Annotated in this window: 15 protein-coding genes; 12 read left to right on the top strand and 3 right to left on the bottom strand. The window is 72.3% G+C overall.

Features of this window, described 5'->3' with window-relative positions:
* Positions 1–626: aldehyde dehydrogenase family protein (locus G6W55_RS33600; protein WP_175524469.1), on the top strand; the 626-nt coding region annotated here is incomplete at its 5' end.
* Between the two features lie 85 nt (positions 627–711).
* On the opposite strand, the gene G6W55_RS33595 is transcribed toward G6W55_RS33600, so the two are convergent.
* Positions 712–3,558, bottom strand: coding sequence for a glycoside hydrolase family 3 C-terminal domain-containing protein (locus G6W55_RS33595; protein ID WP_175524468.1), 2,847 nt, complete (start codon positions 3,556–3,558; stop codon positions 712–714).
* Between the two features lie 225 nt (positions 3,559–3,783).
* On the opposite strand from G6W55_RS33595, the gene G6W55_RS33590 reads away from it, so the two are divergent.
* The 7 genes from G6W55_RS33590 (at position 3,784) to G6W55_RS33560 (ending at position 14,687) form a co-directional block, all read left to right on the top strand.
* Complete coding sequence (locus G6W55_RS33590; protein ID WP_175524467.1) at positions 3,784–5,490, top strand: extracellular solute-binding protein; 1,707 nt, start codon at positions 3,784–3,786, stop codon at positions 5,488–5,490.
* Positions 5,491–5,587: 97 nt separating this feature from the next.
* The gene (locus G6W55_RS33585) at positions 5,588–6,565 is read left to right on the top strand and encodes an ABC transporter permease subunit (RefSeq protein WP_309243870.1); all 978 of its coding nucleotides are present in this window, start codon (positions 5,588–5,590) and stop codon (positions 6,563–6,565) included.
* Positions 6,562–7,485, top strand: a complete 924-nt coding sequence (locus tag G6W55_RS33580; protein ID WP_175524465.1) for a carbohydrate ABC transporter permease — start codon at positions 6,562–6,564, stop codon at positions 7,483–7,485. The genes G6W55_RS33585 and G6W55_RS33580 overlap by 4 nt, the downstream gene beginning before the upstream one ends.
* An 89-nt stretch (positions 7,486–7,574) precedes the next feature.
* A complete protein-coding gene (locus G6W55_RS33575) occupies positions 7,575–9,797 on the top strand; it encodes a 1,4-beta-glucanase (protein WP_175524464.1) in 2,223 nt (740 codons plus the stop codon).
* On the top strand, positions 9,794–11,764 hold the full coding sequence (locus G6W55_RS33570) for a beta-galactosidase (RefSeq protein ID WP_175524463.1): 1,971 nt from the start codon (positions 9,794–9,796) through the stop codon (positions 11,762–11,764). Before G6W55_RS33575 ends, G6W55_RS33570 begins: the two co-directional genes overlap by 4 nt.
* Positions 11,761–14,013 carry a glycoside hydrolase N-terminal domain-containing protein gene (locus G6W55_RS33565; protein ID WP_175524462.1) on the top strand — a complete coding sequence of 751 codons (2,253 nt, stop codon included), beginning with the start codon at positions 11,761–11,763 and terminating at the stop codon, positions 14,011–14,013. The genes G6W55_RS33570 and G6W55_RS33565 overlap by 4 nt, the downstream gene beginning before the upstream one ends.
* Positions 13,974–14,687 (top strand): hypothetical protein, encoded by a 714-nt coding sequence (locus G6W55_RS33560; RefSeq protein ID WP_175524461.1) that lies wholly within the window; start codon positions 13,974–13,976, stop codon positions 14,685–14,687. The genes G6W55_RS33565 and G6W55_RS33560 overlap by 40 nt, the downstream gene beginning before the upstream one ends.
* 36 nt (positions 14,688–14,723) lie before the next feature.
* On the opposite strand, the gene G6W55_RS33555 is transcribed toward G6W55_RS33560, so the two are convergent.
* Together G6W55_RS33555 and G6W55_RS33550 are read right to left on the bottom strand one after the other, a co-directional pair.
* On the bottom strand, positions 14,724–16,772 hold the full coding sequence (locus tag G6W55_RS33555) for a glycoside hydrolase family 31 protein (protein WP_175524460.1): 2,049 nt from the start codon (positions 16,770–16,772) through the stop codon (positions 14,724–14,726).
* Positions 16,773–16,854: 82 nt separating this feature from the next.
* Positions 16,855–17,868, bottom strand: coding sequence for a LacI family DNA-binding transcriptional regulator (locus G6W55_RS33550; RefSeq protein ID WP_175524459.1), 1,014 nt, complete (start codon positions 17,866–17,868; stop codon positions 16,855–16,857).
* A gap of 383 nt (positions 17,869–18,251) precedes the next feature.
* On the opposite strand from G6W55_RS33550, the gene G6W55_RS33545 reads away from it, so the two are divergent.
* The 4 genes from G6W55_RS33545 to G6W55_RS33530 all read left to right on the top strand — a co-directional run.
* Complete coding sequence (locus tag G6W55_RS33545; protein WP_175524458.1) at positions 18,252–20,189, top strand: acyl-CoA dehydrogenase family protein; 1,938 nt, start codon at positions 18,252–18,254, stop codon at positions 20,187–20,189.
* Positions 20,190–20,307: 118 nt separating this feature from the next.
* Positions 20,308–21,564: a 1-deoxy-D-xylulose-5-phosphate reductoisomerase gene (gene dxr, locus G6W55_RS33540; RefSeq protein WP_175524457.1), complete on the top strand. Its 1,257-nt coding sequence runs from the start codon at positions 20,308–20,310 to the stop codon at positions 21,562–21,564.
* The gene (locus G6W55_RS33535; protein WP_175524456.1) at positions 21,561–22,865 is read left to right on the top strand and encodes an RIP metalloprotease; all 1,305 of its coding nucleotides are present in this window, start codon (positions 21,561–21,563) and stop codon (positions 22,863–22,865) included. The genes dxr and G6W55_RS33535 overlap by 4 nt, the downstream gene beginning before the upstream one ends.
* Before the next feature lie 204 nt (positions 22,866–23,069).
* The coding region (locus tag G6W55_RS33530) for a flavodoxin-dependent (E)-4-hydroxy-3-methylbut-2-enyl-diphosphate synthase (protein WP_375372497.1) at positions 23,070–23,226 on the top strand (157 nt) is incomplete at its 3' end.

Genomic DNA, 23,226 nt, shown 5'->3' with positions numbered 1-23,226 from the left:
GGATCGCCACCTTCTCCAACTACCAGGGCGGCCAGTCCTGCATCTCCGTGCAGCGGGTGATCGCGGACGCCTCCGTGTACGACCGTCTGCTGCCGCGGATCGTCGCCGCCGTGGACGCCCAGGTCACCGGCGACCCCTCCGACAGCGCGACCGACGTCGGCCCGCTGGTCAGCGAGGACGCGGCCCGGCGCGTCGAGTCGTGGGTGGACGAGGCCGTCGCCGCGGGCGCGACCCTGCTCACCGGCGGCAAGCGCGACGGCGCCTCCTACGCGCCGACCGTCCTGACCGACGTACCGGCCGACACCACCCTCGCCTGCGAGGAGGTCTTCGGACCGGTCCTCACCGTGCAGAAGGTGGACGGCGAGGCCGAGGCGTTCGCGGCCGTCAACTCCTCCAAGTACGGCCTCCAGGCGGGCGTGTTCACCCACGACGTCCAGACCGCCTTCCGCGCCCACCGCGCGCTGGAGGTCGGCGGCGTGGTCGTCGGCGACGTGCCGTCCTACCGCGCCGACCAGATGCCGTACGGCGGTGCCAAGCAGTCCGGCGTGGGCCGCGAGGGCGTCCGGTTCGCGATGGAGGACTACACCTACGAGCGCGTGCTGGTCCTCACCGGCCTCGCCCTCTGACCGACCCGGTCCCGGAAGGGGCCCGGCGCCGATGTCCTCGGCGCCGGGCCCCTTCGTCGTGCCGGGCCTCCTCCGGACCCTCAACTCAGCCGGAGAAGCCGACCTGCGCGAGCCGCACCGGCCCGCGCAGCCTCAGACGCAGATCGCGCACCCCGCCGACCACGAAGGACGCCTCGACCGTGCGGTGGTCGTACGGCCCCGCCGTGGCCGCGACCGGCACGGTGACCGGCGCCGGACCGCCGCCGTCCACCCACAGCTCCACCGACCCCGGGCCGGCCGCCGCCGCCGTCACCGTCACCCGGCGGGTGTCCGGCCCGAAGTCGCAGTCCCGGAAGAGCAGTTCACCGGTCCCGCCGCCCACCGGCGTCACCGCGTCGCCCGCCGTCCGCGCGCGGTCGACGATCTCGGTGCCGCTCTGCTCGTCGAAGTCGGCCGCGGCCAGCCCGTCCCGGCGGACCGGGCGCGGGGCGGCGGGCTCGCCGTCCAGGGTGACGGTCGTGCGCAGCCGGACGTCCTCGCTGGAGCCGCCGACCAGCAGCTCGTAGGGGCCCGGCTCCACGCGCGGGCCGCCGCGCGCCACGTCCCAGAACGCGAACGCGGACAGCGGGACCTCGAAGAACACCTCCGCCGTGGCGCCCGGCGCCAGCGTGATCCGGTGATGGCCGAGCAGCTCACGGCGCGGCCGGGCGACCGACGGCTCCACCGCGCGCGTGTAGAGCTGCGGGACCTCGTCGGCCGTCCGGTCCCCGGTGTTGGTGACCGTGCACGCGACCCGCACCGTGCCGTCCCCGGTCCGCACCGACAGGCCCGCGTAGGAGAACGACGCGTAGCCCAGCCCGTGCCCGAAGGGGTACAGCGGCCGGCCCTCGAAGTACCGGTACGTCTGGCGGCTCCCGATCACGTCGTAGTCGAGGAGGTCGGGCAGATCGGCGTCGTCGGCGTACCAGGTCTGCGGGAGCCGGCCGGCGGGGGAGACGTCACCGGCCAGCACCCGGGCGAGGGCGGTGCCCGCGGCCTGCCCGCCGTGCGCGGTCCACAGCACCGCGGACAGCGGACCCGGCTCGATCGCGTACGGGTACGACGACACCAGCGCCAGCACCGTTCGCGCGGACGAGGCTCGGGCCGCGGCCAGGACGCGCTCCTGGTGGGCGGGCAGCCGCAGGGTCGTACGGTCCTCGGTCTCCCGGCCGTTGATGTGCGGGTCGTTGCCCGCCACCACCACGACCACGTCCGCGCCGGCCGTCGCGCGGGCCACCGCGGCCTCGGCGCGTTCGACCACGACGACCTCGAAGACCTCGGGATCCTCGTCGGTGACCCGTACCCCGTCGTCGGCGACCCGGACCGGACGGCCCGTGCCCAGATGCCGCAGCACATGCCCGCCGTCGCACGGTTCCAGCCGGAACGTCTCCTGGACCACCCAGCCGCCGGGCTGCTCCGCGGAGGCGCGCAGGAAACCGTCCTCGGCGACCGAGAGGTACCGGCCGTCGGGCGCGCGCAGGGTGAGCACGCCGTCGCCCCAGTCGACCAGCGCGAGTTCGGTGCCGACGGCGTCCGCGGTGAGCGGCGGCAGGTCGGTGCGGCCCGTGAGCAGCGCCGGGTCCAGGGCCCCTTCGGCGCCTCGCGGCCCGTCGGCGGCCTCCTCGGGCGCGGCCGGGACCCGCAGACACCTCCCCGCCGATGTCCTCAGCAGCACCCGGTCCACCCCCTCCGCGAACTCCACGCGGTCGGCGCCGAACCGCTCGTACAGCCCCTCCAGGGGAGTAGAGCGGTGGATCAGGGTGCCGCTGTACCAGTCGAGCTTGCACTCGTCGGCGAGCAGACCGACCACCGCGATCCGGGTGCCGTCCGCCAGCGGCAGCACCCCGTCGTTGCGCAGCAGCACGACCGCCTGCTCGGCGGCCTCCCGGGCGAGGTCGCGATGGGTCGGGGTGTCGAATTCCCCGCCGCCCGCGTACGGATCACGGCCCGGGTCGAACTCGCCGAGCCGGAACCGCACCGAGAGCTGCCGGCGGACCGCCGTGTCGAGATCGTCCTCGGTCAGCAGGCCCCGCTCCAGCGCCCCGCGCACCCGGGCGGTGATCGTCGAGCCGTCCTCGCCGTGGTCGGTGAAGCTGTCCACGCCCGCCCGCAGCGCGGCCGCCGTCGCCTCCTCGTGGGTGTCGAAGTAGTGCTCGGAGTCGACCAGGTTGGAGGGCGCGCCCGCGTCCGAGCAGATCAGCAGCTCCTCGTCGGTCCAGGTCCGCAGGTGCTCGCGCAGATACGGCGAGACATGGTTGGGGCGGCCGTTGACCAGGTTGTACGCGGGCATCACCCCGGCCACCGCGCCCGCCTCGACGGTCCCCCGGAAGGCGCGCAGATCGTACTCGTGCAACACGCGCGGGCGTACCGAGGACGAGGTGACGTCCCGGCCGGTCTCGTTGTTGTGGGCCAGCCAGTGCTTGAGGACCGGGGCGGTGCGCCAGTACACGGGGTGGTCGCCGCGCAGGCCGCGGGTGTAGGCGGTGGCGATGGCGGACGTGAGCCCCGGGTCCTCGGAGTAGCCCTCCTCGTTACGGCCCCACAGGGGGTGGCGCAGCAGATTGACGGTGGGTGCCCAGACGTTCAGGCCCACCCGGTCGTCGCGGGCGCGCATCGCCCTGGCCTCCTCGGACACCGCCGCGCCGACCCGGCGCACCAGCTCCGGGTTCCAGGTCGCGCCGAGCCCCACGGCCTGCGGGAACACCGTCGCCGGGCCCATCCACGCCACGCCGTGCAGGGCCTCCTGGCCGGTGCGGAACGCGGCGACGCCCAGCCGCTCGACGGCCGGGGCGTACTGGTGCAGGAAGGAGATCTTCTCGTCCGGGGTGAGACGCGCCAGCAGATCGTCGATGCGCTTCGCGAACGGTAGATCCGGATCGCGGAACGGCGGCGTGGGCGGCGTGGATGCGGTCACGTGGAGATCCCTTTGCGCTGGAGCGGCACGGCTCTTTCGAAGCGCTTCGATGCTGGGCGGGCACACCGCCGGGTGTCAAGAGAAGCTCCCCGCTCTTTCAAGCAGCACATACGAACAGGCCACCCCTGAGGGTCCGAGGAATCTTGGGAACGACCCTTGTGCGCCCCAGGGCGTTCACTTAACCTCGCTGCAACATCGAAGCGCTTCGACTGAAGGGTTGCCGCAATGACGCCGAACGCCGCTTCCTCCGCTCCCCCCGCTTCCCCGGCGACCTCCCGGAGGAGCTTCCTCGCCGCCACGGCGGTCGCCGGCGCGGCGGTGGCGGGAGGGGTGCCGCTGCTGACCGCCTGCGGCGGCACGGACGGCGGCTCGCGCGACGGCACCACCTCGGGCAAGGACGCCGAGAAGATCCTCCCGGCGTTCGTCGCCGGCACGGTGGTGACGCCCGACATCCCGTCGAAGAACGGCTCGGCCGCCGGTTTCACCGCCGAACTCGACCTGGCGGGCCTGAAGACGTCGGTGCCGAAGAAGCTCGGCAAGGGCGGCGAGGTCACCGTCATGTCGCCGTTCTGGGGCTCCCCGCCCAAGGGCGGCAACGCCTACTACACGGCGATGAACGACCTCATCGGTGTCGACGTCGTCTGGCAGAACCAGGACGGCAACACCTACGACCAGAAGCTCGGCGCGGTCCTCGCCTCCAGCGACGTACCGGACGTCGTGGTCGTCCCCGGCTGGAACATGACCGGCAGGATACCCAGCGCGATCATCAGCAAGTTCGCCGACCTCGGGCCCTATCTGTCCGGCGACGCCGTCAAGGAGTACCCGAACCTCGCCGCGATCCCCACCGACGCCTGGCGGCGCTCCATCTTCGGCGGCAAACTGCGCGGGCTGCCGATGCCGTCCTCGTACGTCACCAACATCGTGCCCTTCTACCGCAAGGACGTCTTCGACAAGGAGGGGTACGAAGTCCCCGCCTCCGCCGACGCGTTCTTCGCCCTGGCCAAGGAGATCACCAACGCCCGGGCCAAGCGGTGGGCCTGCCTCGACATGAAGTGGACCGCCTGGAACATGTTCGGCGTGCTGTCCGGCGACGAGAAGTCGCTCGGCTGGAACGTCGTCGACGGCAAGCTGATCAACCGCGTCGAGACCCAGGAGTACCTCGAGGCGATCGAGTGGACGCGCAAGCTGTTCGCCGCCGACCTCGTCCACCCCGACGCCAAACTGGGCAAGAGCAGCGCCACCGACCCCTCCCCCAAGTTCGTGGCCGGTGAGTTCCTGATCTACAACCAGGACATCTCGCAGTGGTACGGCCAGGCGGCCGCCCAGGCCACCCAGAACCCGGACTTCCGGATCTGGGGCATGGACCTCTTCGGCCACGACGGCGGCGACCCCACCCTGTGGGCCAAGAACCCCGCCGGGATCTTCGCCTTCGTCAACAGGAAGGCCCCGGAGTCGGTCGTCCGGGACGTCCTCGCCGTCGCCAACGTGACCGCCGCGCCGTACGGCACCAAGGAGTTCATGCTCACCAACTACGGCGTCGAGGGCACCCACTACACCCTCAAGGACGGCGTCCCGGTCAAGACCGACCAGGGCAACATCGACGTCCTCAACGCCTATGTGATGATCGCCAGCCCCGCCGCCACCCTCGCCCACCCCGACCTCCCCGAGGTCGCCAGGGGCCAGGTCGAATGGCAGCAGCGGATGGGCGCCTTCACGAAGAAGTCGGCCTTCTACGGCATGCAGATCACCGAGCCCGCCCGCTACACCAACCTCTACAACGACTTCGAGCAGTTGGAGGACGACATCATCCGCGGCCGCAAGAAGATCGGCGACATGCAGCAGGCCGTCTCCGACTGGCGCAGCAAGGGCGGCGACCAACTGCGCGACTGGTATCGGAAGCTGCTCGACGACAACGGCACGGCGGCGAGCTGATCCGGGACCGAGACGGTCCGCGACCGAGGCAAGGAGAACCGCCGTGTCCCACAGCACGGTGCCGCGCGACGCGGCCGGCACGGACGATCCGCACCGGATACCGGAAGAGCCCGCGCCCCCGCCCCCGCCCCGTGAGCGACCGCCGGGCCGGCTGAGCCTGCGTCTGCGGTTCCGGCGCGACCGTGTCCTGCTGCTGATGACCCTGCCGGCCGTCGCGCTGCTCCTGCTCTTCAACTACGTGCCGATCCTGGGCAACATCGTCGCGTTCCAGGAGTACGACCCGTACGTCAGCGACAACGGCGTGGTCTCCATGCTGCACAGCCCGTGGGTGGGGCTGGAGAACTTCCGGCGCATCATGGAGGACTCGGCGTTCTGGGACGCCGTGGTGAACACGCTCGTGCTGTTCAGCCTCCAACTGGTGCTGTTCTTCCCGATCCCCGTCCTGCTCGCGCTGCTCATCAACAGCGTGATCAGGCCCCGGGTGCGCGCGGTCGCGCAGGCGATCCTGTACCTGCCGCACTTCTTCTCGTGGGTGCTGGTCATCGCCGTCTTCCAGCAACTCCTGGGCGGCGCGGGCATCTTGTCCCAACTCCTGCGCCAACACGGCTACGACGGCCTCGACATCATGACCGACCCCGAGACCTTCAAGTTCCTGATCACCGCGCAGAGCGTGTGGAAGGACGCCGGCTGGGGGATCATCGTCTTCCTCGCCGCGCTGTCCTCCGTCCCCGGTGACCTCTACGAGGCGGCCGCGATGGACGGCGCCGGACGCCTGCGCCGCATGTGGCACGTCACGCTCCCCGCGCTGCGCCCCGTGATCGCGCTGCTGCTGGTGCTGCGGGTCGGCGACGCGCTGACCGTCGGCTTCGAACAGATCCTGCTGCAACGCGACTCCGTGGGACCGGGCGCCTCGGAGGTGCTGGACACCTTCGTCTGGTGGAACGGCGTCCGCAACCAGGACTTCGGCTACGCGGCCGCCGCCGGACTGGTCAAGGGCGTGGTCAGCCTCGGGCTGGTCCTCGCCGCGAACAAGGTCGCCCATCTCATGGGCGAGCAGGGGGTGTACAAGAAGTGAGCGCCGTGACCGGGAAGACCCGCTGGTGGAGCGCGCCGCCCCGGCCCGCCTGGGAGGAGGCGCCCGGCCGCGCCGGTGTGGCGGGCAAGGGCCTGGTCCTCACGCTGGCCTGCCTCGGCGTGCTGTTCCCGCTGTGGATAGTGGTCGTCACGAGCCTGTCCCCGCGCCGGACCATCGACGAGGCGGGCGGTCTGGTGATGATCCCCCAGGACGTCACCCTCGTCGCCTACCGGGAGCTGCTCAGCGGCGGCCAGGTGACCCGGGCGGCGGTGATCAGCGTCCTGATCACCCTGGTCGGCACGGCGTTCTCGATGACCGTGTCGGTGCTGTGCGCCTACGGCCTGTCCCGCACCGGCTCGCTCGGACACCGCTGGCTGCTGATGCTCCTGCTCGCCACGATGTTCTTCAGCGCCGGTCTGATCCCGACCTATCTGCTGGTGCAGTCCCTCGGTCTCACCGACACCTATCTCGCGCTGATCCTGCCGAGCGCGCTCAGCGTCTTCAACATCCTGGTGCTGCGCGGCTTCTTCATGGGGATCTCGCAGGAACTGACCGACAGCGCGCGCATCGACGGGGCGGGGGACTTCCGGATCCTGTGGCAGATCGTGATGCCGCTGTCCCGCGCGGTGCTCGCCGTCATCACGCTGTTCTACGCGGTCGGGTACTGGAGCGCCTGGTTCAACGCGTCGCTGTACCTCAACGACCAGGAGATGATGCCGCTCCAGAACGTCATGATCCAGCTCGTGCAGAAGCAGGAGGCCCCGGTCGGGCTCGGCCAGGCCATCAAGACCGGTGAACTGTCCGGTCTGGCCGTGCAGATGGCGGTCATGGTGATGGCGCTGCTCCCGGTGGCCGTGCTCTCGCCGTTCGTCCAGAAGCACTTCAGGAAGGGGATGCTGACGGGCGCGGTCAAGGGGTGAGCACCCCTGTGACACCCCCCCGGCGGCACCCCTGCGGCTCTCCACGGCACCCCCGGCTCCCCGTCACCCACCCGCTGCGAGGTTCCCCCATGCCCGTCTCCCGCCGTACCGTCCTCGCCGGCACCGCGGCCGCCGCCGCGCTGTCCGTACCGGCCGCGCCGCCCGCCCAGGCCGCCCCCCGAGCCCAGGCCGGCCCGACCGCCCCGGCCACCGGCGCGTCCCCCACCGGCGGCTACCGCTGGCGCAACGTCGTCATCGGCGGCACCGGCTTCGTCACCGGCGTCCTCTTCCACCCCACCGTCCGCGGCCTCGCCTACGCCCGTACGGACATCGGCGGCGCCTACCGCTGGGACGAGGGGCCCGCGCGCTGGACCCCGCTCACCGACCACCTCGGCTGGGACGACTGGAACCTGCTCGGCGTGGAGGCCCTCGCCGTCGACCCCGCCCACCCGGACCGCCTCTACCTCGCGCTCGGCACCTACGCCCAGCCCTGGGCGGGCGACGGCGCCCTCCTGCGCTCCGAGGACCGCGGCGCCACCTGGACCCGCACCGACCTCACCGTGAAGCTCGGCGCGAACGAGGACGGCCGGGGCACCGGGGAGCGTCTCCTCGTCGACCCCCGGGACAGCGACACCCTGTGGCTGGGCACCCGCCACGACGGGCTCCTCAAGTCCACCGACCGGGGCGCCGGCTGGGCGGCCGCCGACGGCTTCCCGGGCACCCCGGGCGCGACCGGCCAGGGCGTCACCCTGCTGGTGGCCGCGGGCCGCACCCTCTACGCCGGCTGGGGCGACTCCGACGGCACCCCCGGCTCCCCGAACCTTTACCGCACCACCGACGGCCGCACCTGGGAGGCCGTACCCGGACAGCCCGCCGGTCCCGCCGCCAGGATCCCCGTCCGGGCCGCCCACGACCGCCACGCCGGTGAGCTGTACGTGACGTACGCCGACGCCCCGGGCCCCAACGGCCAGTCGGCCGGCAGCGTGCACAAACTGGCGGTCACCGGCGGTGGCTGGACCGACGTGACCCCGGCCGTGCCCGGCGCGGGCGACACCTTCGGCTACGGCGGGGTCGCCGTGGACGCCCGCCGCCCCGGCACCGTCGTCGTCTCCACCAACAACCGCTGGGCGGCCGTCGACACCCTGTACCGGACCACGGACGGCGGCCGCACCTGGACCTCCCTGAAGGACACCGCCGTCCTCGACGTCTCCGAGACGCCCTACCTCAAGTGGGGTGAGGAGCGGCCCAAGTTCGGCTGGTGGATCCAGACCGTCGCCGTCGACCCGTACGACTCCCGGCACGTCCTGTACGGCACCGGCGCCACCGTCTACGGCACCCGCGACCTGCGCCACTGGGCGCCGCGGATCCGCGGCCTGGAGGAGTCCTCGGTACGGCAGTTGATCTCACCGCCGACCGGTCCCGCGCATCTGATCAGCGGGCTCGGGGACCTCGGCGTGATGTACCACGAGCGGCTCACGGCCTCGCCCTCGCGGGGCATGGCGACGAACCCCGTCTTCGGGACGGCGACGGGGCTCGCCCAGGCCGCCGCCAGGCCGTCGTACGTCGTCCGCACCGGCTGGGGCGACCACGGCAACGGTGCCTTCTCGCACGACGGCGGCCGTACCTGGGAGCCCTTCGCGGCGCAGCCCGACCTCGCCGCGCAGGCGCCGGGCCCGATCGCGGTGGGCGCCGACGGCCGGGTTCTGCTCTGGAGCTTCGTCCACTGGGACGGCACCGGGTACCCCGCCCACCGCTCCACGGACGGCGGCAGGACCTGGACCGAGGTGCCCACCTTCCCGGCGGGCGCCACCCCGCTCGCCGACCCGGCCGATCCGGCGCGCTTCTACGCCTACGACACCGGCAGCGGGACCCTGTTCGCGAGTACGGACGGCGGGCTCACCTTCACCGGCCGGGCGGGTGAACTCCCCTCGGGGGACAACCAGTTCCAATTGGCGGCGGCGCCCGGGTGCTCCGGCGACCTCTGGCTGAGCACCAAGGGGAACGGCCTCTACCGGTCCACCGACGGCGGGGCGTCCTTCACCAAGTCGGCCAGTTGCCGGGCGTCGTACACCGTCGCCTTCGGCAGGGCCGCCGCCGGGGCCCCCTACCCGGCCGTCTACCAGGTCGGCGCCACCGAGGACGTCACCGCCGTGCACCGCTCCGACGACGGCGGGGCGAGCTGGGTCCGGATCGACGACGACCGGCACCGGTGGGGCTGGACCGGCGCGGCCCTCGCCGCCGACCCGCGGATCCACGGCCGCGTCTACGTCGCCACCAACGGGCGGGGCATCCAGTACGGGGAGCCGGTGTGAGGCCGGACCTGCGCGATGTCACCCGGGGCCGGCTGCTGTTCGGCGGCGACTACAACCCCGAGCAGTGGCCCGAGGAGACCTGGCGGGAGGACGTCCGGCTGATGCGCGAGGCCGGCGTCAACGCGGTGACCGTCGGCGTCTTCTCCTGGTCGAGGCTCGAACCCCGGCCCGGAGCACGGGAGTTCGGCTGGCTGGACCGGCTGATGGACCTGCTGCACGAGCACGGGATCGGCGTGGTCCTGGCCACCCCCACCGCCTCCCCGCCGCCGTGGCTCGGCCGGCTGCACCCCGAGACCCTGCCCCGCACCGAGGACGGCCGAGTCGAGTGGTGGGGCGGCCGGCAGCACTTCTCCCACTCCAGCGCCGCCTACCGCGCCCACGCGGCCGCCATCACCGAGGCGCTCGCGGCCCGGTACGCGGACCACCCCGCGCTCATCCTGTGGCACATCAACAACGAGTACTGCACGGCCGACCACGGCGACGAGGCCGCCGCCCGCTTCCGCCGCTGGCTGCGCGCCCGGTACGGCACCCTCGACGCCCTCAACTCGGCCTGGGGCACGGCCTTCTGGAGCCAGGGCTACGACACCTGGGACGGCATCCTGCCGCCGCGCACCCCGCACCATCTCCGGAACCCCGCCCAAGTGCTGGACTTCCGGCGCTTCACCTCCGACATGCTCCTGGAGTGCTTCACCGCCGAGCGGGACATCGTCACCCGGCACAGCCCGCGGATACCGGTCACCACCAACTTCATGCCGCTGTTCCTCGGGCAGGACGCCTGGCGCTGGGCCGAGGAGGAGGACGTCGTCTCCGTCGACCTCTACCCCGACCCGCGCGACCCCCTCGGCGCCCGGCACGGCGCGCTCGTCCAGGACCTCACCCGGTCCCAGGCCCGCGGCCCCTGGATGCTGATGGAACAGGCGGCGGGCCGGGTCGACTGGCGCCCGGTGAACCACCCCAGACCGCGCGGTCTGCACCGGCTGTGGTCCTTCCAGGCCGTGGCCCGAGGCGCCGACGCCGTCTGCCACTTCCAGTGGCGCCAGTCCCGGCAGGGCGCCGAGAAGTTCCACTCCGGCATGCTCGGCCACGCGGGGGAGCGGGGCCGCACCTTCCAGGAGATCAAGCGGATCGGCGCCGAACTGGCCCTGATCGGCGCCGAGGTGACCGGCACCCGCAACCACGCCGACATCGCGATCCTGCACGACTGGCACGCCTGGTGGGCGAGCGCCCAGGACTCCCGCCCCTCCGCACGCGTCGACCACGCGGCCCTGCTGCACGCCTGGCACCGCGCCCTGTGGGAGGCCCACCTCACCACCGACTTCGCCCACCCCGACCACGACCTCGGCGGCTACCGGCTGGTCGTCGTCCCGCAGTCGTACGCGATGACGGACGCGGCGATCGAGAACCTCCTCGGGTACGTCCGGGGCGGTGGCACCCTGGTCTGCGGCTTCCTCACCGGCGTCGCCGACCAGGACGACCGGATCCGCCCCGGCGGCATGGACGCCCGGCTGCGCGCACTGTTCGGCATCGACGTCCTGCACGAGTGGTGGCCGCTGGAGGAAGGGGAGAGTGCCGACTGCGACGGCTTCCGGGGCACCCTGTGGTCGGAGGAGATCGAGGCGGCCGAGGGGGCCACGGTCGAGGCCCGCTACACGGGCGGTGAACTCGACGGACTGCCCGCCGTGTTGCGTCGCGACCGCGCCTGGTACCTCTCGACGCTCCCCGAACCGGACGCCCTGCGCGCCCTGTTCACCCGGATCGCGTCCGAGGCGGGCGCCCGCCCGGTCCTCGCCGGTCTGCCCGCGCCCGTCGAGGCCGTACGCCGCGGTGAGCTGCTCTTCCTCCTCCACCACGGGCGCGACCCGGTGACCGTCGACCTGCCAGGACCGCACACCGACCTGCTCACCGGCGACAAGCTCACCGGGCGGATCACCCTCGGCCGCTACGGCGTGGCGGTGCTGCGCCCGTGAACCTTGTCCACGGCACGTGGGAACCCCGGCCCGCCGCCCGCTGGGAGGACGCCTTCCTGAGCGGCAACGGCCGGCACGGCGTCCTCCTGTTCGGCGATCCGGACGACGAGCGGGTCGTCGTCACCCATCACACGCTGGTCCGCCCCAACGGCGGCGAACACGCCCGCCCGCCCGAGCTGGCCGCCGAACTCCCGTCCCTCCAGGACCGGTTGCTCGCCGGGGACCTGACCGCCGCCGAAGACTTCACCGACGGCCGCGCCCTCCAGTGGGTCCAGCCCTTCCACCCGGCCTTCCAGCTCCGTCTCCGGTCCGCGGCACCCCCGCCCGCCCCGCACGACGTCCGCCGCACCGTCGACTTCACCACCGGCGAGGTCACCGCCCGCCGCGCCGGCCGGTCCGGGGAGGTCTTCGTCTCCCGCGCCGACGACGTGATCGTCCACCGCGTCACCGCCCCCGACCTGCACCTCTCCCTGGACCACCGGCTCCCCGGCGCCCCGGCCGACCTCGCCGTCGGCCACGGCGCGGTCCGCACCCCGGAGGGCGCCCTGCTCACCCTGCGCGCCCGCTACCCCGCGAGCGAGCGCGGATACACGGGAGTGACCCTCGCCGTGGTCACCGGCGGCAGCACCGAACTCGCCCTCCCCGGAGTCCGGATCACCGGCGCCTCCTCCGTACTGCTCCTGACCCGGGTCCGCCGCCACACCGGCGACCTGGACCTCGCCGCCGAGCGGCGCGCCCTCGCCGCCCTGCCGCACTCCTACGACACCCTCCTGGCCCGCCATCTCGCTCCGCACCGCACCGCCTACACACGCGTCACCCTCGACCTGCACGCCGACCCGGCCGAACGCGCCCTGCCCGGCTCGGAGTTGCTGAAGCGCCCGGACAGCCCGGCGCTCCTGGAACGCCTCTTCGCCGCCGGCCGCTACCACCTGCTCTGCTCCTCCGGTCTCAACCCGCCCCGGCTGACCGGCCTGTGGACCGGCGACTGGGACACCGCCTGGTCCGGGGCGTTCACCCACGACGCGAACCTCAACCTCCAGACCGCCTCCGCCACATCCGCCGCCCTCCCCGAGGTCACCGCCGCCCTCGCCGGCCTGATCCACCGGCACCACGACGACTGGCGGGAGAACGCCCGCGCCGTCTTCGGCGCCCGCGGCATCGTCGCGCCCGCGCACAGCGACGGCGAGTCCGGACTGTCGTACCACTTCAGCCGTGAGTACCCGCTGCACCTGTGGACGGCCGGGACCGACTGGCTGCTCAAGCCGCTCCTCGACCACGACGAGGCCCACGGCGTCCGCGACCCGCGCACCGCCGCCGCGCTCGCCGAGGTCGCCCGGTTCTACGAGGACTTCCTGACCCGCACCGACGCCGACGGCCGGATCGTCGTCGTCCCGTCCTACTCGCCCGAGAACCGTCCCGCGAACGGCAGTTGGGGCGCCCTCGACGCGGCCATGGACCTCTCCGCCGCCCGCCACGCCCTGCGCGCCGCCGCCGAGCACCACCCCGGCCCGGACGCCGACCGATGGCGGGCCCTCGCCGACCGTCTTCCGCCGCACCGGATCAACGCCGACGGCGCCCTCGCCGAATGGGCCCGCCCCGGCCTCGACGACCGCTACGACCACCGCCACCTCAGCCATCTGTACGGCGTGTGGCCGCTGGACGAGATCTCCCCGTACGACACCCCGCGCCTCGCGGCCGCCGCCCACCGGGCGCTCGCCCTGCGCGGCGCCGAGAACGACTCCGCGCACGGCCATCTCCACCACGCCCTGATCGCGGCCCGGCTCCTCGACGGCCCCCGGGTCGGCGACGCCCTCGCCGCCGTCCTGGACGGCGACTACTTCCACGCCTCCCTGATGAGCGCCCACTACCCCCACCGGCACGTCTACAACGCCGACGCCGCCCACACCCTCCCGGCCGTGCTGATCGAGGCGCTGATCCACTCCACGCCCGAACGGCTGGTCCTGCTCCCCGCCGTGCCGGCCGCGCTGCCCGCGGGCGAACTGCGCGGTGTGCGCACCCGGTTCGGCGCTCGGGCCGACCTCGTCTGGGGTCCCCGGGGCCTGCGAGCCGTGCTGCGGCCGACGCGCACCGTGCGCGTCGACGTCCGGACCCCCGACGGCGAGGCGAGAACGCTCGACCTCGTCGCCGGCGCGGAACACGTCCTCACCGCGGGGACGTGGCACCTCCCCCCACCCATGGAAGGGACACCATGGCACCACACACACGGGTCAGGCTCGCCCAGGCCCTGACCGCACCCGCCCTCGCCCTCGGCATCGCCGTCGGCACGGCCGCCGCCCCCGCCTCGGCCGCCGTCTGGAACTCCTGCGACCAGTGGGGCAACACCAGCCTGGGCGGCTACACGCTCTACAACAACATCTGGGGTTCCGGCGCCGGAAGCCAGTGCGTCTGGGCCAACTCCGGTACGAACTGGGGCGTCTGGGCGAACCATCCGAACACCGGCGGCATCAAGTCCTACCCGAACTCCAAGAAGGTCATCAACAAGACCATCACCTCGCTGGGTTCGCTCTCCAGCAGCTACAACGTCACGGTCCCGTCCTCCGGCGCCTACAACACGTCGTACGACATCTGGGACACGGACTACGACTACGAGATCATGCTCTGGGTCAACTACAACGGCGCCGTCGGACCGCTCGGCACCGCGCAGGGCACCGTCACCCTCGGCGGTCACACCTGGAGCGTGTACAAGGGCAGCAACGGCGCCAACGAGGTGTTCTCCTTCCTGCGCACCTCCGACTCCTCCTCCGGCACCGTGAACATCCTGCCGATCCTCAAGTGGATCAAGGACACCAAGGGCTGGTTCGGCAACGAGACCATCGGGGACGTGCAGTTCGGGTACGAGATCACCTCGTCCTCGGGCGGCCTCGACTTCGTGACCAACAACCTCACCGTCAGCAGCAGTTGACGGACGGCGGGCCGGGGCCGGCCCGCCGCGTGGCCGCTATCCGGCCACCGGCAGCCGCGCCCCGTCCCGCAGGAACAGCGGGATCCGCTCCAGCGGCGCGTCGACCGTCACGGCCGCCCCGCCCGGGTACGTCTCACCCGTCCACGCGTCCGTCCACACCGCCCCCGCCGGAAGATACGCCGTACGGCTGGTGGCTCCCGCCGTGAGCACCGGCGCCACCAGCAGGTCCCGGCCGAAGAGATAGGCGTCGTCGACCGACCAGGCCGCCGGGTCGCCGGGGAACTCCAGGAACAGCGGCCGCATCGGCGGCAGCCCCTCCTCGTGGGCCTCCCGCATCACGTCCAGCACATAGGGCCGCAGCCGCTCCCGCAGCCGCAGATACGTCTCCAGGACCGCCCCGGCCTCCTCGCCGTACGACCACACCTCGTTGGGGCCGCCCGTCATGTCCGGGCCGAGCGGCATGCCCGGGTCGCGGAAGCCGTGCAGCCGCATCAGCGGGGACAGCGCGCCGAACTGGAACCAGCGGACCATGACCTCCCGGTACGCCGGGTCGTCCGGATCGCCGCCGTGGAAGCCGCCGATGTCGGTGTTCCACCACGGGATGCCCGACAGCGCGGTGTTGAGACCGGCCGCGATCTGCCGGCGCAGGGTCGCGAAGTCGGCGCCGATGTCACCCGACCACAGGGCGGCGCCGTAGCGCTGACTGCCCGCCCACGCCGACCGGTTGAGGGTGATCACCTCCTCGCCCGCGGCCCGCAGCCCGTCGTGGAGGGCGCGCGCGTTGTCCGCCGGATAGAGGTTGCCGACCTCCAGGCCGGGACCCGCCCAGTACCGCAGGTTCTCCTGGAAACCCGGCTTCAGCTCCGGCTCGCAGGCGTCCAGCCAGAACGCCGTGATGCCGTACGGCGCGAGGTAGTTGTCCCGGATCCGGGACCACAGGAAGTCCCGCGCGCCGGGGTTCGTCGCGTCGTAGAACGCCACCTGGACCGTGGACGCGACACCCTTGTCCGGCCAGTCGGCGTGGGCCGGCGGACCGTACTCGGTGCCGATGAGATAGCCGCGCTGCTCCAGCACCGCGTGGTTCTCGGACAGCGGGGACACCGACGGCCAGACGGACACCACCAGTTTGACGCCCAGCTCCTCCAACTCCCGCACCATCGCCGCCGGGTCGGGCCACTCCGCCGGATCGAACCTCCAGTCGCCCAGATGCGTCCAGTGGAAGAAGTCGCAGACGATCGCCGACAACGGCAGCCCCCGGCGCCGGTACTCCCGTGCCACGGACAGGAGTTCGTCCTGCGTGCGGTAGCGCAGCTTGCACTGCCAGAAGCCCGCCGCCCACTCCGGCAGCATCGGCGTACGGCCCGTCACCGCGCTGTAGCGGCGCTGGCCGTCCGCCGGATCCCCGGCCGTGATCCAGTAGTCGATCTGACGCGCCGAGTCCGCCACCCAGCGGGTGCCGTTGCCCGCCAGCTCCACCCGGCCGATCGCCGGGTTGTTCCACAGCAGGGTGTAACCGCGGCTGGAGGTGAGCACCGGGATCGTCACCTCGGCGTTGCGCTGCACCAGGTCGAGCACCAGCCCCTTCTGGTCGAGGCGTCCGTGCTGGTGCTGGCCCAGGCCGTACAGCTTCTCGTCGTCGTAGGCGGCGAACCGCTGCTCCAGCCGGTGGTGGCCGTTGCCGACGGGCGTGTAGAGACGGGATCCCGGCCACCAGAAGTGGGCGCGCGCCTCGGCGAGCAGTTCCGTGCCGTCGGCGGTGCGCACGAAGCGGACCAGCCCCTCGCCGTCCACCTCGACGGTCAGCGCGCCGACGGTCAGCAGCCCGCGTCCGTCCTCGGTCTTCACGCTGGACGACGTCGGCGGCGCCTGCGGGAGCAGCGCGCCCGGCAGATCGTCGAGCAGGGGGCCGCCGAGGCGGGCGCGGACCCGGACCGCGTCGGGGCCCCAGGGTTCGATCCGCAGGGTCTCCTGACGTCCGGTCCACTCCAGCGCGCCGTCGCGCTCCCGGAAGGTGCCGACGGTGGGGGAGGACTGCGCGAGGCTGACGGTGGCTCGTCCGGTCCGGTCTTGGGCGGGCTGATTCACGTGGGGTGCTCCTGTGCTCCTGGAGGAGTGCAGACAGGGGGATGCAGACAGAGCAGTGCAGAGAGGGGTCGTGCGCGGTGGTTCAGGAGGCGGCCGGTGCCGGGCCCGAACTCGCCCGGACCGTCAGCTCGGGCGGCAGCAGCACCACGTCGTCCGTGCCCCGGCCGTCCAGCTTGGCCACGAGCCGCTCCACGGCGTGCCGGCCCATCTCCTGCGCGGGGATCGCGACCGAGGTCAGCCGCACCGACGCCTGGACCGCGACCTGCTCGGGGCAGACCGCGACCACCGACACGTCCTCGGGCACCGCCCGCCCCTGCTGGCGCAGCAGCGCGAGCAGCGGTTCGACCGCCGACTCGTTCTGCACGACGAACCCGGTGGTGCCCGGCCGCTCGTCGAGGATGCGGGCCAGCGTCACGGCCATCGCGTCGTACCCGCCCTCGCAGGGCCGGTGCAGCAGCCGTACGCCCAGCTCCCGGGAGCGGGCGCGCAGCCCGTCGAGGGTGCGCTCGGCGAACCCGGTGTGCCGTTCGTAGACCGCCGGGGCCTCGCCGATCACGGCGACATCGCGGTGGCCCAGGGCGGCGAGATGCTCCACGCACAGCGCGCCGGTCGCCGTGAAGTCGAGGTCCACGCAGGTCAGTCCGGTGGTGTCGGCGGGCAGTCCGATCAGCACCGAGGGCCGGCCGGCGCCGCGCAGCAGCGGCAGCCGTTCGTCGTCGAGCTGGACGTCCATCAGGATCATCGCGTCGGCGAGCCCGCTGCGGGTGACCCGGCGGACCGCGTCGGGGCCCTCCTCGCCGGTGAGCAGCAGGACGTCGTAGCCATGGGCGCGGGCGGTGGTGGCCACCGCGATGGCGATCTCCATCATCACCGGCACGTACATGTCGGTGCGCAGCGGCACCATCAGCGCGATGATGTTCGACCGGCTGCTCGCCAGGGCGCGCGCGCCCGCGTTGGGGTGGTAGCCCAGCTCGCGGATGCTCTGCTCGACCCGCTGCCGGGTGGTCGTGGAGATGGACCGCTTGCCACTGAGGACATAGCTCACCGTGCTCGCCGAGACTCCGGCGTGCTGGGCGACCTCGGCGAGGGTGACCATCCAGCTCTCCAAGCTTTGTGAAGCGCTTCGACAGTGCGCAGGGTGAACAGGTCCGAGTGAGGGTGGTTCGACAGTAGCTCTAGCGGGAGTGGGTGTCCATAGGCTGTCGAAGCGCTTCGACAATCAGCGGGGAGGGCGGTGGCCGGAAGGGGCAGGCCGATGCGCCACGGCGCCACCCGTTGGGAGCAATCCCCGCACACTCCGCGTCGCCGCCCGGACACGGTCCGCCACCGGGCCCCCGCAAGGCGGCGAGGGCGGCCGGGACGGGTCGCCCGGGGCACGAGAGGGGTGGCGGGGTCCCCCCGGATCGGGTACCAACGATCGGGTAGCACCCATCGGTAACCAATCGGTTCCGGATCCCGATTCGCGGCGAGGTGAGCCTCATGTCCGCACCACCCCTCAAGAAGCCCGTCGTCACCGAACGTGAGGCCCGTCAGGTCGCCGAGGCCGCCCGGGAACAGGACTGGCGCAAGCCGAGCTTCGCCAAGGAACTCTTCCTGGGCCGCTTCCGGCTCGACCTGATCCACCCTCACCCCCTCCCCACCGAGGAGGCGGTCCGGCGCGGCGAACAGTTCCTGGCCAAACTCCGCGTGTTCAGCGAGACGAAGATCGACGGCGCGCTCATCGAGCGCGAGGCCAGGATCCCCGACGAGGTGATCGACGGCCTCAGGGAACTGGGCGCCCTCGGCATGAAGATCGACCCCAAGTACGGCGGTCTCGGCCTCACCCAGGTGTACTACAACAAGGCGCTGGCCCTGGTCGGCTCCGCGAGCCCCGCCGTCGGCGTGCTGCTCTCCGCGCACCAGTCGATCGGCGTGCCGCAGCCGCTGAAGATGTTCGGCACCCCCGAGCAGAAGCAGCGCTTCCTGCCGCGCTGCGCCACCACCGCCATCAGCGCGTTCCTGCTCACCGAGCCGGACGTCGGCTCCGACCCGGCCCGGCTCGCCACCAGCGCGGTGCCGGACGGCGAGGACTACGTCCTGGACGGCGTGAAGCTGTGGACCACCAACGGCGTGGTCGCCGACCTCCTGGTCGTGATGGCCCGGGTCCCCAAGAGCGAGGGCCACCCCGGCGGCATCACCGCCTTCGTCGTGGAGAGCGATTCGCCCGGCATCACCGTCGAGAACCGCAACGCCTTCATGGGCCTGCGCGGCATCGAGAACGGCGTCACCCGCTTCCACCGGGTCCGGGTCCCCGCCGCCAACCGCATCGGCCCCGAGGGCTCCGGTCTCAAGATCGCCCTGACCACCCTCAACACCGGCCGGCTCTCGCTGCCCGCGTCCTGCGTGGCCGCCGGCAAGTGGTCCCTGAAGATCGCCCGCGAGTGGTCGGCGGCCCGTGAGCAGTGGGGCAAGCCCATCGCCCGCCATGAGGCGGTCGGCGCCAAGATCTCCTTCATCGCGGCCACCACCTTCGCCCTGGAGGCGGTGCTCGACCTGTCCTCCCAGATGGCCGACGAGGACCGCAACGACATCCGGATCGAGGGCGCGCTCGCCAAGCTCTTCGCCTCCGAGATGGGCTGGCGGATCGCCGACGAACTCGTCCAGATCCGCGGCGGCCGCGGCTTCGAGACGGCCGACTCGCTGCGGGCCCGCGGCGAACGCGCGGTCCCCGCCGAGCAGCTTCTGCGCGACCTGCGCATCAACCGCATCTTCGAGGGCTCGACGGAGATCATGCACCTGCTGATCGCCCGCGAGGCCGTGGACGCCCATCTCTCCGTCGCCGGGGATCTCATCGACCCCGACAAGTCCCTCCAGGACAAGGCGAGGGCGGGCGCCAACGCCGGTGTCTTCTACGCCAAGTGGCTGCCCAAGCTGGTCGCGGGACCGGGCCAGTTGCCGTCCTCGTACAAGGAGTTCAGGCACGGCGGCACCGACCTCGGCACGCATCTGCGCTTCGTCGAACGCCACGCCCGCAAGCTGGCCCGCTCCACCTTCTACGCCATGTCCCGCTGGCAGGGCCGGATGGAGACCAAGCAGAGCTTCCTGGGCCGGATCGTCGACATCGGCGCCGAGCTGTTCGCGATGAGCGCCGCCTGCGTCCGGGCCGAGCTGCTGCGCTCCCGCGGCGAGCACGGCCGTGAGGCGTACCAGCTCGCCGACGCCTTCTGCCGCCAGTCCCGGCTGCGCGTCGACGAACTCTTCACCCGCCTGTGGGCCAACACGGACGACACGGACGGCGTGATCGTCAAGGCGGTCATGGCGGGCGGCCACGAGTGGCTGGAGGAGGGCGTCGTCGACCCCTCGGGCGACGGCCCCTGGATCGCCGACACCACCCCGGGACCCAGCGAACGGGAGAACGTGCACCGCCCCATCGGGTGAGGCATCGCACACCCGCACGGCAGGGTGTCCCCTCCCCGGCCCACCGCGAGAGCGGCCGGGCCGGACCAGGAGGGGGCACCCTGTCCGGCCGCGCGTCCGTTGCGGCAACAATGGGGGGATGACCGACAGTCCAGCACCTCTCGCCGACCCGCACCTCGTCTACGATCCCGTCGCGGGCGACGGCCCGAAGGACGTGGTGGTCCTGGGCTCCACCGGGTCGATCGGCACGCAGGCCATCGATCTCGTGCTGCGCAACCCCGGCCGCTTCCGCGTCACCGGCCTGTCCGCCAACGGCGGCCGGGTCGCCCTCCTGGCCGAGCAGGCCCGCCGGCTCGGGGTGCGGACCGTCGCGGTGGCCCGCGAGGACGCCGTACCGGCGCTGCGGGAGGCGCTCGCCGCCGAGTACGGCACCGGGGAGCCGCTGCCCGAGATCCTGGCCGGACCCGACGCGGCCACCCAGGTCGCCGCCTCCGACTGCCACACCGTCCTCAACGGCATCACCGGCTCCATCGGCCTCGCGCCCACCCTCGCCGCCCTGGAGGCCGGCCGCACGCTCGCGCTCGCCAACAAGGAGTCGCTGATCGTCGGCGGCCCGCTGGTGAAGGCGCTCGCCAAGCCCGGCCAGATCATCCCGGTGGACTCCGAGCACGCCGCGCTCTTCCAGGCCCTCGCGGCCGGCACCCGCGCCGACGTCCGCAAGCTCGTGGTCACCGCCTCCGGCGGCCCCTTCCGCGGCCGCACCAAGGCGGAGCTGGCGCACGTCACCGTCGAGGACGCCCTCGCCCACCCCACCTGGTCCATGGGCCCGGTCATCACGATCAACTCCGCGACCCTCGTCAACAAGGGACTGGAGGTCATCGAGGCACACCTCCTCTACGACATTCCCTTCTCGCGGATTGAGGTGGTCGTGCACCCGCAGTCGTATGTCCACTCGATGGTTGAGTTCACGGACGGATCGACACTGGCCCAGGCGACGCCCCCCGACATGCGCGGGCCCATCGCCATCGGCCTCGGCTGGCCCCACCGCGTCCCCGACGCGGCCCCCGCCTTCGACTGGAGCACCGCGTCGACCTGGGAGTTCTTCCCGCTCGACAACGACGCCTTCCCCTCGGTCAACCTCGCCCGGCACGTGGGCGAGCTGGCCGGGACGGCACCGGCGGTGTTCAATGCCGCCAACGAGGAGTGCGTCGAGGCGTTCCGCCGGGGCGCGCTGCCCTTCAACGGGATCATGGAGACCGTGACGCGGATCGTCGAGGAACACGGCACCCCGCGCACGGGAACCTCGCTCACCGTGCCGGACGTCCTCGAAGCGGAGACCTGGGCCCGCGCCCGGGCCCGGGAACTGACGGCACGGACGGCGGAGGCCCGCGCATGACGACCCTGATGTTCATCCTCGGGATTCTGGTCTTCTTCGTGGGCCTGCTCTTCTCGATCGCCTGGCACGAGCTGGGCCACCTCTCCACGGCCAAGCTGTTCGGCATCCGCGTGCCCCAGTACATGGTCGGCTTCGGCCCCACCCTCTGGTCACGGCACAAGGGCGAGACCGAGTACGGCGTCAAGGCCATCCCGCTCGGCGGCTACATCCGCATGATCGGCATGTTCCCGCCCGGCGCGGACGGCCGGGTCACCGCCCGCTCCACCTCCCCCTGGCGCGGCATGATCGAGGACGCCCGCTCGGCCGCCTACGAGGAGCTGCGGCCCGGCGACGAGACGCGCATGTTCTACACGCGCAAGCCGTGGAAGCGCGTCATCGTCATGTTCGCCGGACCGTTCATGAACCTGATCCTCGCGATCGGCCTGTTCCTCACCGTGCTCATGGGCTTCGGCATCCAGCAGGAGACCACCAGCGTCGCCTCGGTCTCGCCCTGCGTCATCGCGCAGAGCGAGAACCGCGACACCTGCAAGAGCACCGACAAGCCCTCCCCGGCCGAGGCGGCGGGCCTGAAGAAGGGCGACAAGATCGTCTCCTTCGACGGGGTCACCACCGACAAGTGGGCCACGCTCTCCGACCTCATCCGCGACAGCGCCGGAAAGAACGTGGCGATCGTCGTCGAGCGCGGCGGCCGGAACGTCACCCTGCACGCCACCATCGCCACCAACCAGGTCGCCAAGAAGGACTCCGCCGGCACCTACGTCAAGGGCGAGTACGTCACCGCCGGCTTCCTCGGCTTCAGCGCGGCCACCGGCGTGGTCAAGCAGGACTTCGGCGGCTCCGTGTCCTGGATGACCGACCGCGTCGAGGACGCCGTCGACTCCCTGATCGCCCTGCCCGCCAAGATCCCCGCCCTGTGGGACGCCACCTTCGGCGACGCGCCCCGCGAGCCCGACTCCCCGATGGGCATCGTCGGCGCCGCCCGCGTCACCGGCGAGATCGCCACGCTGGACATCCCCGCCTCGCAGCAGCTCGCCATGGCCGTCTTCGTGGTCGCCGGCTTCAACCTCTCCCTGTTCCTGTTCAACATGCTCCCGCTGCTCCCGCTCGACGGCGGCCACATCGCGGGCGCCCTGTGGGAGTCGCTGCGCCGCGGCATCGCCAAGGTCCTGCGCCGCCCGGACCCCGGCCCGTTCGACGTGGCGAAGCTGATGCCGGTGGCCTACGTGGTGGCCGGAATCTTCGTCTGCTTCACGCTCCTCGTCCTGATCGCGGACGTGGTGAACCCGGTGAAGATCTCTTAACGGGCCGAGGGCGGCTCCGTACGGACATCCGCCGGTCATACGGCGTTCAGGGCGGCCCGGCACTTCTGTGCCGGGCCGCCTTCCATCGAGTGCGTTTGGCCGCCGTGATGTGCCCGTGCCGGGGCCCGTGCCGTAATCTCGGAGCCTGGAACCCGCCATCGACGGGACCTGGGCCTTGATCCACGACTTGGGGTTGCACAGCAGATGACTGCGATTTCTCTCGGCATGCCGTCCGTTCCGACCAGGGTTGCCGAGCGCCGCAAGAGCCGGCAGATCCAGGTCGGCTCCGTCGCGGTCGGCGGTGACGCCCCGGTCTCCGTGCAGTCCATGACCACGACCCGTACGTCCGACATCGGCTCGA

Source organism: Streptomyces sp. CAI-85 (assembly GCF_013363615.1).
In the GTDB taxonomy this organism is placed as follows: domain Bacteria; phylum Actinomycetota; class Actinomycetes; order Streptomycetales; family Streptomycetaceae; genus Streptomyces; species Streptomyces antibioticus_B.
This window is presented reverse-complemented; position numbering and strand designations above follow the sequence as displayed.